This window comes from Rhodococcoides kyotonense, assembly GCF_001645385.1.
Lineage (GTDB): Bacteria > Actinomycetota > Actinomycetes > Mycobacteriales > Mycobacteriaceae > Rhodococcoides > Rhodococcoides kyotonensis_B.
Window position 1 is genome coordinate 76,961 of sequence record NZ_LVHI01000004.1, and the last position, 13,167, is coordinate 90,127.

At 65.0% G+C, this 13,167-nt stretch carries 17 protein-coding genes; 9 read left to right on the forward strand and 8 right to left on the reverse strand.

The features are described 5' to 3' along the window. The 4 genes from A3K89_RS03470 to A3K89_RS03485 form a co-directional block, all read right to left on the reverse strand. Nucleotides 1-224: NAD(P)-binding protein (locus A3K89_RS03470; protein WP_157105215.1), on the reverse strand; the 224-nt coding region annotated here is incomplete at its 3' end. Nucleotides 225-323: 99 nt separating this feature from the next. After that, the gene (locus A3K89_RS03475; RefSeq protein WP_068421865.1) at nucleotides 324-1,544 is read right to left on the reverse strand and encodes an MFS transporter; all 1,221 of its coding nucleotides are present in this window, start codon (nucleotides 1,542-1,544) and stop codon (nucleotides 324-326) included. A 32-nt stretch (nucleotides 1,545-1,576) separates the two neighbouring features. Continuing rightward, a complete protein-coding gene (locus tag A3K89_RS03480) occupies nucleotides 1,577-2,020 on the reverse strand; it encodes a MarR family winged helix-turn-helix transcriptional regulator (RefSeq protein ID WP_254303396.1) in 444 nt (147 codons plus the stop codon). 75 nt (nucleotides 2,021-2,095) lie between these two features. Next, on the reverse strand, nucleotides 2,096-2,695 hold the full coding sequence (locus tag A3K89_RS03485; protein ID WP_068421868.1) for an Rv1733c family protein: 600 nt from the start codon (nucleotides 2,693-2,695) through the stop codon (nucleotides 2,096-2,098). A gap of 124 nt (nucleotides 2,696-2,819) precedes the next feature. Here A3K89_RS03485 and A3K89_RS03490 point away from each other — a divergent pair, with 124 nt between their 5' ends. Then, nucleotides 2,820-3,488, forward strand: a complete 669-nt coding sequence (locus A3K89_RS03490; protein ID WP_068421871.1) for a lysoplasmalogenase — start codon at nucleotides 2,820-2,822, stop codon at nucleotides 3,486-3,488. Here A3K89_RS03490 and A3K89_RS03495 read toward each other — a convergent pair. Continuing rightward, nucleotides 3,459-3,908, reverse strand: coding sequence for a hypothetical protein (locus A3K89_RS03495; RefSeq protein WP_068422241.1), 450 nt, complete (start codon nucleotides 3,906-3,908; stop codon nucleotides 3,459-3,461). The two genes, A3K89_RS03490 and A3K89_RS03495, sit on opposite strands and share 30 nt — an antisense overlap. An 88-nt stretch (nucleotides 3,909-3,996) precedes the next feature. Here A3K89_RS03495 and A3K89_RS03500 point away from each other — a divergent pair, with 88 nt between their 5' ends. The 5 genes from A3K89_RS03500 (at nucleotide 3,997) to A3K89_RS03520 (ending at nucleotide 8,150) form a co-directional block, all read left to right on the forward strand. Then, nucleotides 3,997-4,800 carry an SDR family oxidoreductase gene (locus A3K89_RS03500; protein WP_068421874.1) on the forward strand — a complete coding sequence of 268 codons (804 nt, stop codon included), beginning with the start codon at nucleotides 3,997-3,999 and terminating at the stop codon, nucleotides 4,798-4,800. 114 nt (nucleotides 4,801-4,914) lie between these two features. Further along, on the forward strand, nucleotides 4,915-5,517 hold the full coding sequence (locus A3K89_RS03505) for a DUF6636 domain-containing protein (protein ID WP_068421876.1): 603 nt from the start codon (nucleotides 4,915-4,917) through the stop codon (nucleotides 5,515-5,517). Then, on the forward strand, nucleotides 5,514-6,194 hold the full coding sequence (locus A3K89_RS03510; protein ID WP_068421879.1) for a TrmH family RNA methyltransferase: 681 nt from the start codon (nucleotides 5,514-5,516) through the stop codon (nucleotides 6,192-6,194). Before A3K89_RS03505 ends, A3K89_RS03510 begins: the two co-directional genes overlap by 4 nt. Nucleotides 6,195-6,237: 43 nt before the next feature. Next, nucleotides 6,238-7,350: a glycoside hydrolase family 76 protein gene (locus A3K89_RS03515; protein ID WP_068421884.1), complete on the forward strand. Its 1,113-nt coding sequence runs from the start codon at nucleotides 6,238-6,240 to the stop codon at nucleotides 7,348-7,350. 11 nt (nucleotides 7,351-7,361) lie between these two features. Continuing rightward, complete coding sequence (locus A3K89_RS03520; RefSeq protein ID WP_068421887.1) at nucleotides 7,362-8,150, forward strand: trans-aconitate 2-methyltransferase; 789 nt, start codon at nucleotides 7,362-7,364, stop codon at nucleotides 8,148-8,150. 1 nt (nucleotide 8,151) lies between these two features. Here A3K89_RS03520 and A3K89_RS03525 read toward each other — a convergent pair whose 3' ends face one another. After that, a complete protein-coding gene (locus A3K89_RS03525; RefSeq protein WP_068422244.1) occupies nucleotides 8,152-8,802 on the reverse strand; it encodes a DedA family protein in 651 nt (216 codons plus the stop codon). A 30-nt stretch (nucleotides 8,803-8,832) separates the two neighbouring features. Continuing rightward, nucleotides 8,833-9,564, reverse strand: a complete 732-nt coding sequence (locus A3K89_RS03530) for a VTT domain-containing protein (RefSeq protein WP_068422247.1) — start codon at nucleotides 9,562-9,564, stop codon at nucleotides 8,833-8,835. A gap of 184 nt (nucleotides 9,565-9,748) precedes the next feature. On the opposite strand from A3K89_RS03530, the gene fbaA reads away from it, so the two are divergent. Then, nucleotides 9,749-10,789 carry a class II fructose-bisphosphate aldolase gene (fbaA, locus tag A3K89_RS03535; protein WP_068421889.1) on the forward strand — a complete coding sequence of 347 codons (1,041 nt, stop codon included), beginning with the start codon at nucleotides 9,749-9,751 and terminating at the stop codon, nucleotides 10,787-10,789. 55 nt (nucleotides 10,790-10,844) lie between these two features. Here the strand turns inward: fbaA and A3K89_RS03540 are convergent, their stop codons facing one another. Continuing rightward, a complete protein-coding gene (locus tag A3K89_RS03540; protein ID WP_174551354.1) occupies nucleotides 10,845-11,456 on the reverse strand; it encodes an Rv0361 family membrane protein in 612 nt (203 codons plus the stop codon). A gap of 101 nt (nucleotides 11,457-11,557) precedes the next feature. Between A3K89_RS03540 and A3K89_RS03545 the strand changes: the two genes are divergently transcribed. Further along, the gene (locus A3K89_RS03545; RefSeq protein WP_068421891.1) at nucleotides 11,558-11,974 is read left to right on the forward strand and encodes a DUF3151 domain-containing protein; all 417 of its coding nucleotides are present in this window, start codon (nucleotides 11,558-11,560) and stop codon (nucleotides 11,972-11,974) included. A 64-nt stretch (nucleotides 11,975-12,038) separates the two neighbouring features. Continuing rightward, nucleotides 12,039-13,109: an FUSC family protein gene (locus A3K89_RS03550; protein ID WP_174551359.1), complete on the forward strand. Its 1,071-nt coding sequence runs from the start codon at nucleotides 12,039-12,041 to the stop codon at nucleotides 13,107-13,109. The last annotated feature ends 58 nt before the right edge of the window (nucleotides 13,110-13,167 follow it).

A 13,167-nucleotide genomic window follows, 5' to 3' on the forward strand; every position in this document is an offset into this window, starting at 1 on the left:
CGGACCTGTGGTTTGTCGAGGACTTTGTGCAGGGCGGTGATGATGCCTTTGATGCGTGGGTGGTCGGGTGCGACGCCGTAGCGGATCAGGCCGAAGGGCGCGGGCATGCGTTCGAACAGGTCGATACTGACATCGGTGTCGGACTTCATGAGTGCGTCGGCGGCATAGATGCCGGCTGGTCCAGCGCCGACGATGGCGACGCGGAGAGTTCGAGAAGTATCCATCCGTTAATCGTAACTATCATGCGCATAGAATGGAACGGATTGCGCCCCGTGCGCGCGAATGTACAGCCCGCTGTACATTCGCGCGCACGAGGCAGTTGATCAGTCCCCGACGGTGACGGCCTGAGCCTCGTCCACGCTGTGCGGGGCCGGGTCGTGTTCGTCGACGTGCGCCAGAACCTTACGGCCGGTGGACAATACGACGATCGCCAGCAGCGTGCACACCGCGCCGACCCAGAACGGAACATGAGCGTTGCTCTCGCCGAGCTTGCCCGCGAGGTACGGCGCCGCGGCACCTCCGACGAAGCGGACGAAGCTGTAGGCGGCGGACGCCGTCGAACGCTCGACGGGCGCCGAGATCATCACGGTCTCGGTGATCAGAGTGTTGTTGACGCCGAGGAACAACCCGGCGAGCACCGTTCCGACGATCAGAACGATCTTGTCTTCGGTGAACAGAGCCATGACGCCGAGGTCGATCGCGAACAACAGCAGCGACGCCATCATCATGTTCAGCGTGCCGTATGCGCGCTGCAGTCGAGGAGCGAGAAACACCGACGCGATCGCGAGGCACAGTCCCCAGCCGAAGAAGATGAAACCGATGCTGTGCGTACCCATGTCGAGTGGGAACGGCGTGTAGGCGAGCAGCGTGAAGAAGCCGTAGTTGTACAGCAACGCAGTGATGCCGACGGTCAGCAGGCCGCGGTGACGCAGAGCGCGGAACGGGTCGAGGATCGACGTCGTGTGCGCCGGCTTCGGGGTCTCCGGGAGCATGACGATCAGCAGGATGAACGCCACGGCCATGAGCGTCGCAACGCCGAAGAATGGTCCGCGCCAAGAGATTCCGCCGAGCACTCCGCCGACGAGCGGGCCGGTGGCGATACCGATTCCGAGCGCGGCCTCGTACAGGATGATCGCGCGAGCGACACCGCCCGACGCGGCGCCGACGATCGTCGACAGGGCGGTCGCGATGAACAATGCGTTCCCGAGTCCCCAGCCTGCACGGAAACCGATGATCTCGCCGACGGTTCCGGAAAGTCCTGCGAGAGCGGCGAACACGACGATGATCGCCAGACCGGCCAGTAGAGTCTTCTTCGGCCCGAACCTACTGGACACCACACCCGTGATGAGCATCGCGACGCCTGTGACGAGCATGTAGCTGGTGAACAGCAACGACACCTGCGACGGGGACGCGTGCAGTTGTTCACCGATCGGCTTCAGAATCGGATCGACGAGCCCGATGCCCATGAACGCGATGACGCTCGCGAACGCAACGGCCCATACAGCTTTCGGTTGCTTCAACAAGCTTTCCGAGGATGTACTCACTTCTTCTTCTCTCCTTGCGAATATGTCGCGTTCTACTCGGAGATCGACGTCTTGAGCATCGTGCGCAGTTCGCTCAAGCCGGCGGTCAGTTTCTTCAATTGATCCGGCTCGAAGTCGGAAAGGTAGGGGATCAACCCGTCGCCGATGTGTGTGCGGCCGTCGTTCAGCCAGGCAACACCGTCGTCGGTCATCTCGACGAGAACGGCTCGTGAATCCGACGGGTCCGCCGTGCGTGCGACGAGTCCTCGGTCGGCGAGTTTGCCGAGCAAGGCTGTCGCCGACGGCTGGGAGCATCGATCCAGACGAGCGAACTCGCTGATGCGGAGTGGTTGGTACTCCTCGAGCAGTGACAGGGCGCGCATCCACGCGCGTGGGTGGTCGTCACTGCCGAGTTGCGCAGCAAGACGGGCGAACCTGGACGACGTGGTCACCAGTTCGACGAGTAGGTCGCGCGTCGAGGAGTCGGGCTGTGTCACTTCAATTATGTTACATAAGCTAATTATGTATATCAAGTGAGCCGGACGCCTCCCGAACTTCGTCGGGAGGGGGGCTCAGCTCGGGCTGTTCTCGTTCAGGAAATTTTCGATCGCAAGTTCCCATTCCGAGTCGCGCTGCTGGTCGAGGCGGTAACGCACGACGGTGTAGACGCCGGACAGGATCATCGCAACAGCGAACAAGCTTCCGATGCCGACGAACAGGGCGGCTGCGACGGCGTCGGCGCCGGTCGTCGGCTGAGCGGAACGCTCGCCCGCGGCGTCGACCCAGATTTCGGACTCGGTGCCCGCGGGCGAACCGGAGGCGACCGACACGGACCCGTTGTGCTGGGCGCCGTCGAACGTCCAGGTCGCGTCGACGGATGCGGTGGTGGACGACCCGCCATCGCCTGTAGCCAGGGGCATTGCTTGCGCTTCCGCGGTGGTGGTCGCCGTTACCTGGTGGAGCGACGTCTCCTGCGCGGCCATTCGCGCCTGCTGCGTTTCGAGGGTGGACATTCCGAGCCATGCAGCGATCGGCACCATCAGGATGACGAGCGTGACCACGACGTTCTTGACGCGGGCTTGGATGCGGTCGGAGCGTCGGAACAGGGGGTTGTGCAACGCGGGGTAGCCGACACCGGAGTTACGAGCGTGGTCAGTGTGTTTCCGGCGCATAGTAGTCCCTACGTGTCGTGTCGCGTGTTTACCTTTCAACGATGACAAGCTGCACGGTTCCGATCAAGCGATAGGGGCCAGCATCACACAACTAATTAGTTTTGCGAAGCATGAGGGGTGCTCGATGAAACGAACGTCCGTGGCCAGGATCTTCTTCGCCGGATCGGCGGCTGCGACGGTGATCGGGGCGGCCACGGGACGCGAGCGTGTACATCGCGTCGCGAAGCCGATGATGATGCCGGCTCTCGCAGCGAGCGTGGAACGTCCGTCTGCTGTTCTCGGATCCGCACTCGCGGCCGCGACGCTCGGGGACGTCCTGATGCTCGATCCCGACGACGATGCGCGCATTCTGGGCGGTGCCGGAGCGTTCGCCGTCATGCAGACCTGCTACTCGGTGCTGCTGGCGTCGCGAGGTGCCCGGATCACGACGGCGGCCGCGCTTCCGCGGCTGGCGGGCTGGGGCGTCGCTGCGGTGGCGTTGAGGAAACGCTCACCGGACGTGGCACCGGGTCTCGCCGGCTACGGCGTCCTGCTGGCGACGATGTCGACGTTGTCTGCCGACCCGACGCTCGCGCCGGGTGCGACGGTGCGCGCCGGAGTCGTCGTGCCGACCGGCGACACCAGGTCGTGGCTCGCCGCGGGCGGTGTCCTGTTCACGATCTCCGACGCCCTCATCGCGTTCCGTCGGCTCGTGCCGTCGAGCGAGCGCGTGAGGCGGATCGCTGAGGGGGCCGTCCTGTCCACCTATGCGGTAGCTCAATACCTACTCGTCCGGGGTCTTTCCGGGGAGTAGAAGCACTTTGTGGTGGTCCGACGGATCGACCATGACCGGCAGGGTGCGGCCTGGTTCGAACCTCGATGCTTCGTCCGGCGGAATGGAATAGACGATGCGACCGGCGAACGGGGCGGAACCGGGAACGGTGAACGCGAGGTCGAGTTCGGTGGAATCGTCGTCGATCCTGCGCGACGCCTCCACCGTGGCCCAGCCTTCGACGCCGTTCTTGGCGAGGCGTCGCTGCTCCGCGGTGCGACGGTTCGCGACGAGCATGGCGATCCCGAGCGCGACGGCGAACCCCGCCACCAGGAACATGAGCTGGTAGGGAAGGGTGCCGGGCTCTGCTCGTGGCCTGAGCCACCCAGCCCAGATCACCAGCACGATCACATAGACCACCGCCACAGCCGCGACGGCGCGCAAAATCCGTTCGTGATTCACCCACATCTCCTCGACGAGAACTTCAGCGTAGTCCTGAAATATCCCCGAGGGACTTACCGATAACCGTCGTAACGCCTATTCTGTCGGAATGCCTACGCCTTCCGTCTTCATCACCGGTGCCGCAGCCGGGATCGGACGATCCACTGCGCTCAAGTTCGCTCGCTCGGGTTACCTCGTCGGCGCGTACGACATCGACGAGACCGGCCTTGCTTCGCTGAGCAAAGAGGTGACCTCGAGGGGCGGACGCATCGTCACCGGCGTCCTCGACGTGACCGACCCGCAGCAGTGGGAGAAGCGTCTGAAGGAGTTCGACGCCGAGGCGGACGGACGTCTCGACGTGTTGATCAACAACGCGGGCATTCTCGTCGCCGGACCGTTCGAAGAGATGCCGCTCGAGGTGCACAAGAAGCAGATCGACATCAACTTCAACGGTGTCGTCTACGGAACGCTCGCGGCGTTCCCGTATCTGAAGGTGACGCGAGGTGCTCAGGTCGTCAACCTGTGTTCGGCGTCGGCGATCTACGGCCAGCCCGAGCTCGTGACCTACGGTGCGACGAAGTTCGCGGTACGCGGTGTCACCGAGGCGCTCGACCTCGAATGGAAGAAGTACGACATCTCGGTCAAGGCCATGTGGCCGCTGTTCGTCCAGACCGCGATGACCAAGGATGTCAGCACGGGAACGACGAGCACGCTCGGAATCAAGCTCACCGCCGACGACGTCTCACAGGCCATTTTCGACGCCACGAGACCGGCGAAAGGGTTGCGACAGAGGCCGTTGTTGCACAAAGTGCACTTCCCGGTCGGTCTGCAGTCGAAGGCGCTGTCGCTCGGTTCGCGCTTCTCGCCTGCCTGGCTGACGCGCGAGGTGAACCGTCGCCTGAGCCACACCTAGACCGGCATGGTCGACCGGAGCTGAACAACCCGCACCCCGACGGCGACCGCCGGCCTTCGCCGGTATGGTCGCTGAGCGAGAAAGCGTGAAGCGAAAGTGGGGTCGGGGTCGAACATGGTGAACAAGCGTCTGGCAGTGGCCGGTCTCTGTGCGGCAGCGGCCGTACTGGCCGGGTGTGGCAGCGAATCGGGCGCCGACGTCGCCGCTCCGTCGTCGGCCGCGCCGACGACGACCACCACGACAGCGGCCCCCACCACGACGACGGAAGCCCCCGTCCCGACGACCGAAGCACCGCTCCCCACGACGACCGAGCCCGCCCCCGCGCCGACGCCGCAGACCACGTACGCGGCGCTCGACGGGGCGTACTACTTCAGCTCGCCGGACGGGCAGTTCCAGTGCGGCATCGTCACGCTGTCCTCGCGCACCGAGGCGGGATGTCAGGGCACGACCGATCCGGTTCCCCCGCGTCCGGAGGACTGTATGATCAGCTGGGGCAACGGAATTCGTGTCACCAACGAGGGCGCGGCGTCGTTCATGTGCGCGGGCGGCGCGGTGTACACCTCGGGCGGGGAGGCCATCGATCCGCCGCTGGGCGTCGGGCAGACCATCGCCGCCGACGGTTACACATGCACCTCTGCAGCCGACGGCATCTCCTGCACCAACGACGAGACCGGACACGGCTTCCGTATCGCTCCCGACAGCAACGAAGTCTATTGAGCAGCAACGGTTTCGACGAGGTAGCGATCGGTCCGACGGAGTGGGGTGACAACCCGAACGGAGTCGGGCCGTGGGAGACCGAACACGACGAACCGCGCCCGACCGACCCTCGCTACGACCCCGAACTGCTGGAGTCGGGAGACCGCCGCAACGTCGTCGACGCGTATCGCTACTGGACGCGTGAGGCGATCGTCGCCGACATCGACCGTCGTCGTCACCCGTTGCATGTCGCGATCGAGAACTTCGCCAACGACGCCAACATCGGCACCGTCGTCCGGACCGCGAATGCCTTTGCGGCACAAGCGGTTCACATCGTGGGCCGACGCCGGTGGAATCGTCGCGGCGCGATGGTGACCGATCGGTACCAGCATCTCCATCATCACGCGACCGTCGCCGACTTGCTCGAGTTCGCCGCCGAGCGCGGGCTGACCGTCGTCGCCGTGGACAACACGCCCGGCTCGGTGCCCATCGAAACCGCCGAACTGCCGCGGGAATGCCTCCTGCTGTTCGGGCAGGAGGGCCCGGGCGTCACCGACGAGGCGCGCGGTGGGGCGTCGATGACGGTGTCGATCGCGCAGTACGGATCGACGCGCAGCATCAACGCAGGAGTGGCGGCCGGGATCGCGATGCATGCCTGGATTCGGCAGCATGCGGACCTGTCCGATGCCTGGACGTGACACCTTCGTGACCCTTCCCGTGCGGTGATGGCAGGATCGAGACATGCAGGAGCAGTGGTCGCAGCGGGCAGACGCTGCGGAGGGGGCCGTCGTTGCGCGGCATGTGCGTCGGCTGTGGGCATTGCCCGGCACTGCGCTCGCGGTCGTCGCCTGGCCGCCGGTTCGACGCGAACGCATGTTCTTCCGCTGGCACTACTGGTGGCAGGCGCATCTGTTGGATTGCGCCGTCGACGCGGCCAGTCGTGAACCCACCGCAAAGCGGCGTCGCCGACTCGCCAAAATCGCACGCGCACACCGCATTCGGAACATCAGCGGATGGACCAACAACTACTACGACGACATGGCGTGGCTCGGTCTCGCGCTCGAACGGGCGCAGCGGTTGCACGCCGTCGACAATCGCGGCGGTATCCAAGCTCTCGAGATGGAGCTGTTCGACGCGTGGTCACCGGAATCCGGTGGCGGAATTCCGTGGCGGAAGGGTGACACGTTCTTCAACGCACCCGCGAACGGGCCTGCGTCGATCCTGCTTGCGCGCGGAGGCCGGTTGTGGCGCGCGCAGGCCATGGCGGATTGGATGGACGCCACTCTGCGTGACCCCGCGACGGGCCTGATTCTCGACGGCATCAGGGGAAGCGGTGATCTGGACCGAGCTGTGTACAGCTATTGCCAGGGCGTCGTGCTCGGCGTCGAGACGGAACTCGCCGTCCGGGTCGGGGCGTCTCGGCACCGCGAGCGTGTCCATGCGTTGGTGAACTCGGTCGACACTCATCTGTGTCGCGAGTGCGTGATCGTCGGTGGTGGCGGGGGAGACGGCGGCCTGTTCGACGGCATCCTCGCCCGCTATCTCGCTCTCGTCGCGACGTCCCTGCCGGGTGATACCGACGAGGACGAAAGGGCCCGCATGCTGGCCGCGTCGATCGTGCTGCGGTCGGCCGAGGCTGCGTGGGAGAACCGGCTGGAAGTCGAGGATCACCCGCTGTTCGGTGCGTCGTGGGAGACCGAAGCGCGGCTACCCGGTCCCGGGCACACGGTGGCCACGTTTTCGGGTGGGACCGTGCGTTCGTCGGCCGTGCCGGAGCGCGACCTGTCGGTCCAGCTCAGCGGTTGGATGCTCATGGAAGCGGCGTACACGGTGTCCGCTGCGGGATACCGATAGGAGCTTTCGTCATGACAGGAACCGGGCCGCGGACGTCCTGGAACCCGACGGTGTACCACCGGTACGCCGACGAACGCTCGAGGCCCTTCTACGATCTGGTGCAGCGGGTGCAGCACGCATCGCCCGTCGAGGTCGTCGACCTGGGGTGCGGTACCGGCGTGCTGACCGCGACGTTGACGCAGCGGTGGCCCGACGCCCGCATCACCGGGATCGATTCGTCCCCGGACATGGTTGCCGGGCAGCCTGCTGATCTGCCGTCGAACGTGACGGTGATCGAAGGAGACATCTCCGATTTCGACGCGTCGAACATCGACGTCGTGGTGTCCAACGCGGCACTGCAGTGGGTGCCCGAGCATCGCGAACTGATCACCCGTTGGGCCGAGCAGCTGAATTCAGGCGGCACCGTGGCCTTTCAGGTTCCTGCCAACTTCGACGCGCCGTCACACGTGTTGATGCGTCGCCTCGCCGAGTCGGACGAGTGGGCGCCGGTGCTCTCGGGAGTACTTCGCGGGACCGACAGCGTCGACCGCGCCGAGCAGTACGCGTCGGCGCTGATGGGTGCGGGCCTGGCCGTCGATGCGTGGGAGACGTCGTACGTGCATGTGCTGCCCGGGGCCGATCCGGTACTGAACTGGGTGCGCGGCACCGGGTTGCGGCCGGTGCTGGACGCGCTCGACGACGAACAGCAGCCGCGTTTCGAGGCGCAGTACGCGGAGTTGCTGCGGGAGGCCTACCCGTCGACTCCGACGGGGACGCTCTTCCCGTTCCGGCGGGTGTTCGTCGTCGCCGAGAAGAACTGAACTACTCGAGGACTTCCTCGACCTCGACGACTTCTTCCGGTCGTGCCATTTCTTTTCGGTACTGCCAGATTCCGACGCACGTGCCGACGACGAGAAGCACGATCATCGCGATGAGGACGGCAGGCAGCAGCCACGGCACCTTCTCCAGGAAACTGCCGAAATAGAATCCGACGAGCAGAAGAACCGGTGCCCAGATGATGGCGCCCAACGTGCTCGCGATCGTGTAGCGACGGTGATTCATGTTGGCCGCGCCCGCGACCATCGGGCACAACGTGCGCACCCACGGGATCCACCGCGCGACCAGGACGGCCCAGAAGCCGTGCTTCTCGAGCAACACGTTCACCTTGTGCAGGTTCTTGGTGTTGAGGTACTTGCCGTTCTTGCGCGCGACGAGTTTGGATCCCGTTCTGCGGCCGATGACGTAGCCGACCTGGTTTCCTGCGATGGCGGCGATCATCGCGCCCGCCGACAGCGCCCAGATGTGCCCGGTGCCCGACGCGTGCGTAGCCATGACGATGCCTGCGGTGATGAGCATGGAATCGCCGGGCAGGAACAAGCCGATGATGACCGCGCACTCGAGAAAGACGAACGTGACCACCACGATCCAGACCACGAGTGGCCCTGCGGTTTCAAGAGGACCGAACTGGCCCATCGACTGAATCACTGTTCTTGCATTCGCGATCTAGGAGTTGGGGTTGTCCTGCTGCGCGTCGATGGCGTCCGTGGCCTCCGACAGCGGCGTCTTGCGAGCCTTGACGAATCGCTTGCCGACCTCGATCGCGATGGGCAGCACCGAGACGAGAACGATGATGATGAAGATGATGTCGACGTTGTCGCGGATGAACGCGATCTGGCCGAGGAAGTAACCGAGCAGGGTGACGCCTGCACCCCACACGACACCACCGACGATGTTGTAGGTGACGAAGATCGAGTACTTCATCTTCGACGCGCCTGCGACGACGGGGGCGAAGGTGCGCACGATCGGCACGAAACGGGCCAGGATGATCGTGATCGGACCGTGCTTCTCGAAGAACGCGTGCGACTCGTCGATGTACTTCTTCTTGAAGAACTTGGCGTCGTCCGACTTGAAGAGCGCCGTTCCGCCCTTGCGGCCGATGAAGTAACCCACCTGGTCACCGGCGATAGCGGCGATGGGGATCAGGATGATCAGCGTCCAGATGGAGGCGAACGGTTCGACCTCGGTGGACTTCGACGCGGCGATCAGGCCTGCCGTGAACAGCAGAGAGTCACCGGGAAGGAGAGGGAACAGCAAACCCGACTCGATGAAGACCACGAGGAGCAGTCCGACGAGCACCCAGGTGCCGAACGAGTTCAGCAGGTTGACTGGATCGAGAAAGCCGGGCAACAAAGCCAGGTTCGTCGTCACGGATTCCGAGGCAGCAAGAAGACTCACCGCGCCCACCTTACCGGCCGAACCTGGGAGAACCTGAACGACAGGTGTCGATTTCCTTCGCGACGTCTGTCCGTTTCGTCCTGATCGGGACTGGACGCCTCCGGGTGGGTAGCGCGACAGCCCGGGCCAGGGCTTGCCATACTGCAGGAGACAATCATCTGCTTCACATTGGAGGAATGACGCCGTGCCGATCGCAACTCCCGAGGTCTACGCAGAGATGCTTGGCCGGGCGAAGGAACACCAGTTCGCATTCCCGGCGATCAACTGCGTGGGATCCGAGTCCATCAACGCCGCAATCAAGGGCTTTGCCGACGCGGGAAGTGACGGCATCATTCAGTTCTCGACCGGTGGTGCCGAGTTCGGCTCCGGCCTCGGCGTCAAGGACATGGTCACCGGCGCGGTAGCGCTCGCCGAGTTCGCGCACGTCGTCGCCGCCAAGTACGACGTCACCATCGCGCTGCACACCGACCACTGCCCGAAGGACAAGCTGGACACCTACGTCCGCCCGCTGCTCGCCATCTCGCAAGAGCGCGTCGACGCAGGCAAGAACCCGCTGTTCCAGTCGCATATGTGGGACGGTTCCGCGGTGCCGATCGACGAGAACCTCGAGATCGCCAAGGACCTGCTCGCCAAGGCGGCAGCTGCGCGCATCATCCTCGAGATCGAGATCGGTGTCGTCGGTGGTGAAGAGGACGGCGTCGAGGCCGAGATCAACGACAAGCTGTACACGTCGAACGAGGACTTCCTGAAGACCGTCGAGGCTCTCGGTGCAGGAGATGCGGGCTCGCGCTACCTGCTCGCTGCGACGTTCGGCAACGTCCACGGCGTCTACAAGCCGGGCAACGTCAAGTTGAAGCCGTCCGTGCTCGCCGACGGCCAGAAGGTCGCCTCCGAGAAGCTCGGCCTGGCCGCCGGTTCGAAGCCGTTCGACTTCGTGTTCCACGGCGGATCGGGATCGCTGAAGAGCGAGATCGACGAGGCCCTGGAGTACGGCGTCGTGAAGATGAATGTCGACACCGACACCCAGTACGCGTTCAGCCGTCCCATCGCCGGCCACTTCTTCACCAACTACGACGGTGTGTTGAAGGTCGACGGCGAGGTGGGCAACAAGAAGGCCTACGACCCGCGCAGCTACCTCAAGAAGGCCGAGGCCGGTATGACTGCCCGCGTCGTCGAGGCGTGCAACGACCTCAAGTCCGCAGGTCGCAGCGTTTCGGCCGGCTAGCCGGCTCGTGAGTGGGAATGTGTAGCCCGCTGCACATTCCCACTCACATGCGGCGTCAGCCGCACATCTTCCAACTCTCGCCCTCGAGGCGTAGATCGAAGGTCCGTGGAGAACGATCGGCGGCGTTCGCGGCCGTGTACGCGGTGACCTGGGCAATCGCGGTGTCGTCCGTGATCTGGACCGCGTCGATGCTCTGGACCACCGGGATGCTGCCCTGCTCGACGGCCACGCGGTGCACGTCAGCGAATTCCGCGTCGGGAATGTCTCGATAGAACGTCGCCAGATCTCCGCACGTCGACGACCGCAGCGTTGCCAGATCGCCCGTCGTCAGGGCCTGTGTGAACGTCTCGATCGACGACCGGATCTGCGCCTCCTCCGAGGATCCCCGGTCTCGGGACATGTACGCGAACGCGACGGCGCCCGCAGCCACGATCACGACGAGTGCACCGACGAACGCCATTACCCAACGGCGCCCGGACGAGCTGCGTTTCACGCGTTCCGGCTGACTCGGTTCGATCCTCTGCGGCCTCGCCTGTGGCGGCAGCGTGTCGAGCCGTGGCGGTATCTTGCGCGGCGGCACCTTCGGTGACGGTTTCCTCGATTTCGGAATCGCCTTGGTCACGGGCTCGTCCGCCCGCGCCTCCGCTCCGTTTTCATCGTCCGACACGCCTGCTCCCGATCGACCGCCACATCTGCATCGCCAGATCTTAACGAGCAAGCCGGTGGTGGCCCGGAAGCCGCGCGGGGTGAAGGGGCACAATGGACCCCATGACTTCATTCGGTGACTTGCTCGGACCGCAGCCGACGCTGCTCCCAGGGGACGACGAGGCTGAGTCCGCGCTCCTGAATCACGAGGACCCGGCTTCGGTCGCGGCGACCCACCCGACGGCGTCGATCGCATGGGCGTACCTCGCGGAAGCCGCGCTGGAGTCCGGCCAGACCATCACCGCGTACGCGTATGCGCGGACCGGCTATCACCGCGGCCTGGATCAGCTGCGTCGCAACGGATGGAAGGGATTCGGGCCGGTCCCGTACAGCCATGAACCCAACCGAGGATTCCTCCGCTGCGTCGCCGTCCTCGCCAAAGCCGCCCGCGACATCGAAGAGAACGACGAGTACGCGCGGTGCCTCGACCTCCTCGAAGACAGCGACCCGAAGGCAGCCGAAGCTCTCGGTCTCGGCTGATCGGCTGCGCCCGAACGCCAGGCGAGGTCGGGCGCGCATCAGGGCCGGGCGCACCCGGTTGCAGCTGTCGTTGCTTCCGATCGTTCAGTGCGCGCTCGCGGCAGGCGTGGCGTGGTTCGTGGCAACGGACATCGTGGGGCACACGCATCCGTTCTTCGCGCCTATCGCGGCCGTCGTCTCTCTCGGAATCTCGCTCGGCGCTCGCATGCGCCGGTCGGCCGAGCTCGTCGCCGGAGTCACCGTCGGAATCGGCGTCGGCGATCTGATCATCTCGGCCATCGGCAGTGGCCCGTGGCAGATCGCCCTCGTCGTCGCGTTGGCGATGTCGACGGCCGTATTTCTCGACGGCGGTCCCATCATCGCAATGCAGGCCGGCTCGTCCGCGGTACTCGTCGCGACGCTCATTCCGCCGGGAAATTCCGGCGGAATCGACCGCATGGTCGACGCGTTGACCGGTGGTCTCGTCGGCATCGCGATCGTCGCCCTCATTCCGACGCATCCGGTGTGGCGTGCGCGCAAGGATGCGGCCAAGGTCCTCGGCACCGCAGGTGACGTGCTGCAGAAGGTCGCCGACGGTCTCGTCGCCAACGATCCGAAGCCGATCGAGGAAGCGCTGAAGAAGGCGCGCGCGACGCAGTCCGACATCGACGCGCTGCGGACGAACATCAAGGGCGGTCGCGAGATCGCGCGACTCTCGCCGTTGTACTGGGGTCACCGAAATCGGTTGGGCGAGCTCGCGAGAACGGCCGACCCCATCGACAACGCCATCCGCAACATCCGCGTGCTCGCGCGTCGGTCGCTGACGCTCGTGCGTGACGACGAGATCCTCGACCCGCGTCTCGTCGACGAGGTCGAGAAGTTGGCTCATGCCGTCGATGTCCTCCGCAAGATGATCCTCGCCGATCCCGGCCAGCAGCCCGACGCGGCCGAGGCTGCTCGGGTGCTGCGGACCGTTGCGGCCGGAGCGAAGCCGGAACTGATCAGGAACGCAGGATTGTCGGCGACGGTCGTGCTCGCGCAGCTGCGGTCGATCATCGTCGACCTGTTGCAGGTCGCCGGCCTGAAGCGAATTTCTGCACTGGCGACGTTGCCGCCGACCGTCGAGAACCCGGAGGTGAAGCCCGACCCCTGGTGACCTGAGCCCATTGCACACATGCGCATGTACGCATATGGTGAGCCCGGCAACTACTTCG

Excerpts from the sequence above, each read along its gene's own strand:
- A3K89_RS03485 (WP_068421868.1), bottom strand. The coding sequence starts at position 2,695 with ATGCGCCGGAAACACACTGACCACGCTCGTAACTCCGGTGTCGGCTAC.
- A3K89_RS03525 (WP_068422244.1), bottom strand. The coding sequence starts at position 8,802 with ATGGGCCAGTTCGGTCCTCTTGAAACCGCAGGGCCACTCGTGGTCTGG.
- A3K89_RS03545 (WP_068421891.1), top strand. The coding sequence starts at position 11,558 with ATGACTTCATTCGGTGACTTGCTCGGACCGCAGCCGACGCTGCTCCCA.
- A3K89_RS03515 (WP_068421884.1), top strand. The coding sequence starts at position 6,238 with ATGCAGGAGCAGTGGTCGCAGCGGGCAGACGCTGCGGAGGGGGCCGTC.
- A3K89_RS03490 (WP_068421871.1), top strand. The coding sequence starts at position 2,820 with ATGAAACGAACGTCCGTGGCCAGGATCTTCTTCGCCGGATCGGCGGCT.
- A3K89_RS03500 (WP_068421874.1), top strand. The coding sequence starts at position 3,997 with ATGCCTACGCCTTCCGTCTTCATCACCGGTGCCGCAGCCGGGATCGGA.
- A3K89_RS03505 (WP_068421876.1), top strand. The coding sequence starts at position 4,915 with ATGGTGAACAAGCGTCTGGCAGTGGCCGGTCTCTGTGCGGCAGCGGCC.
- A3K89_RS03520 (WP_068421887.1), top strand. The coding sequence starts at position 7,362 with ATGACAGGAACCGGGCCGCGGACGTCCTGGAACCCGACGGTGTACCAC.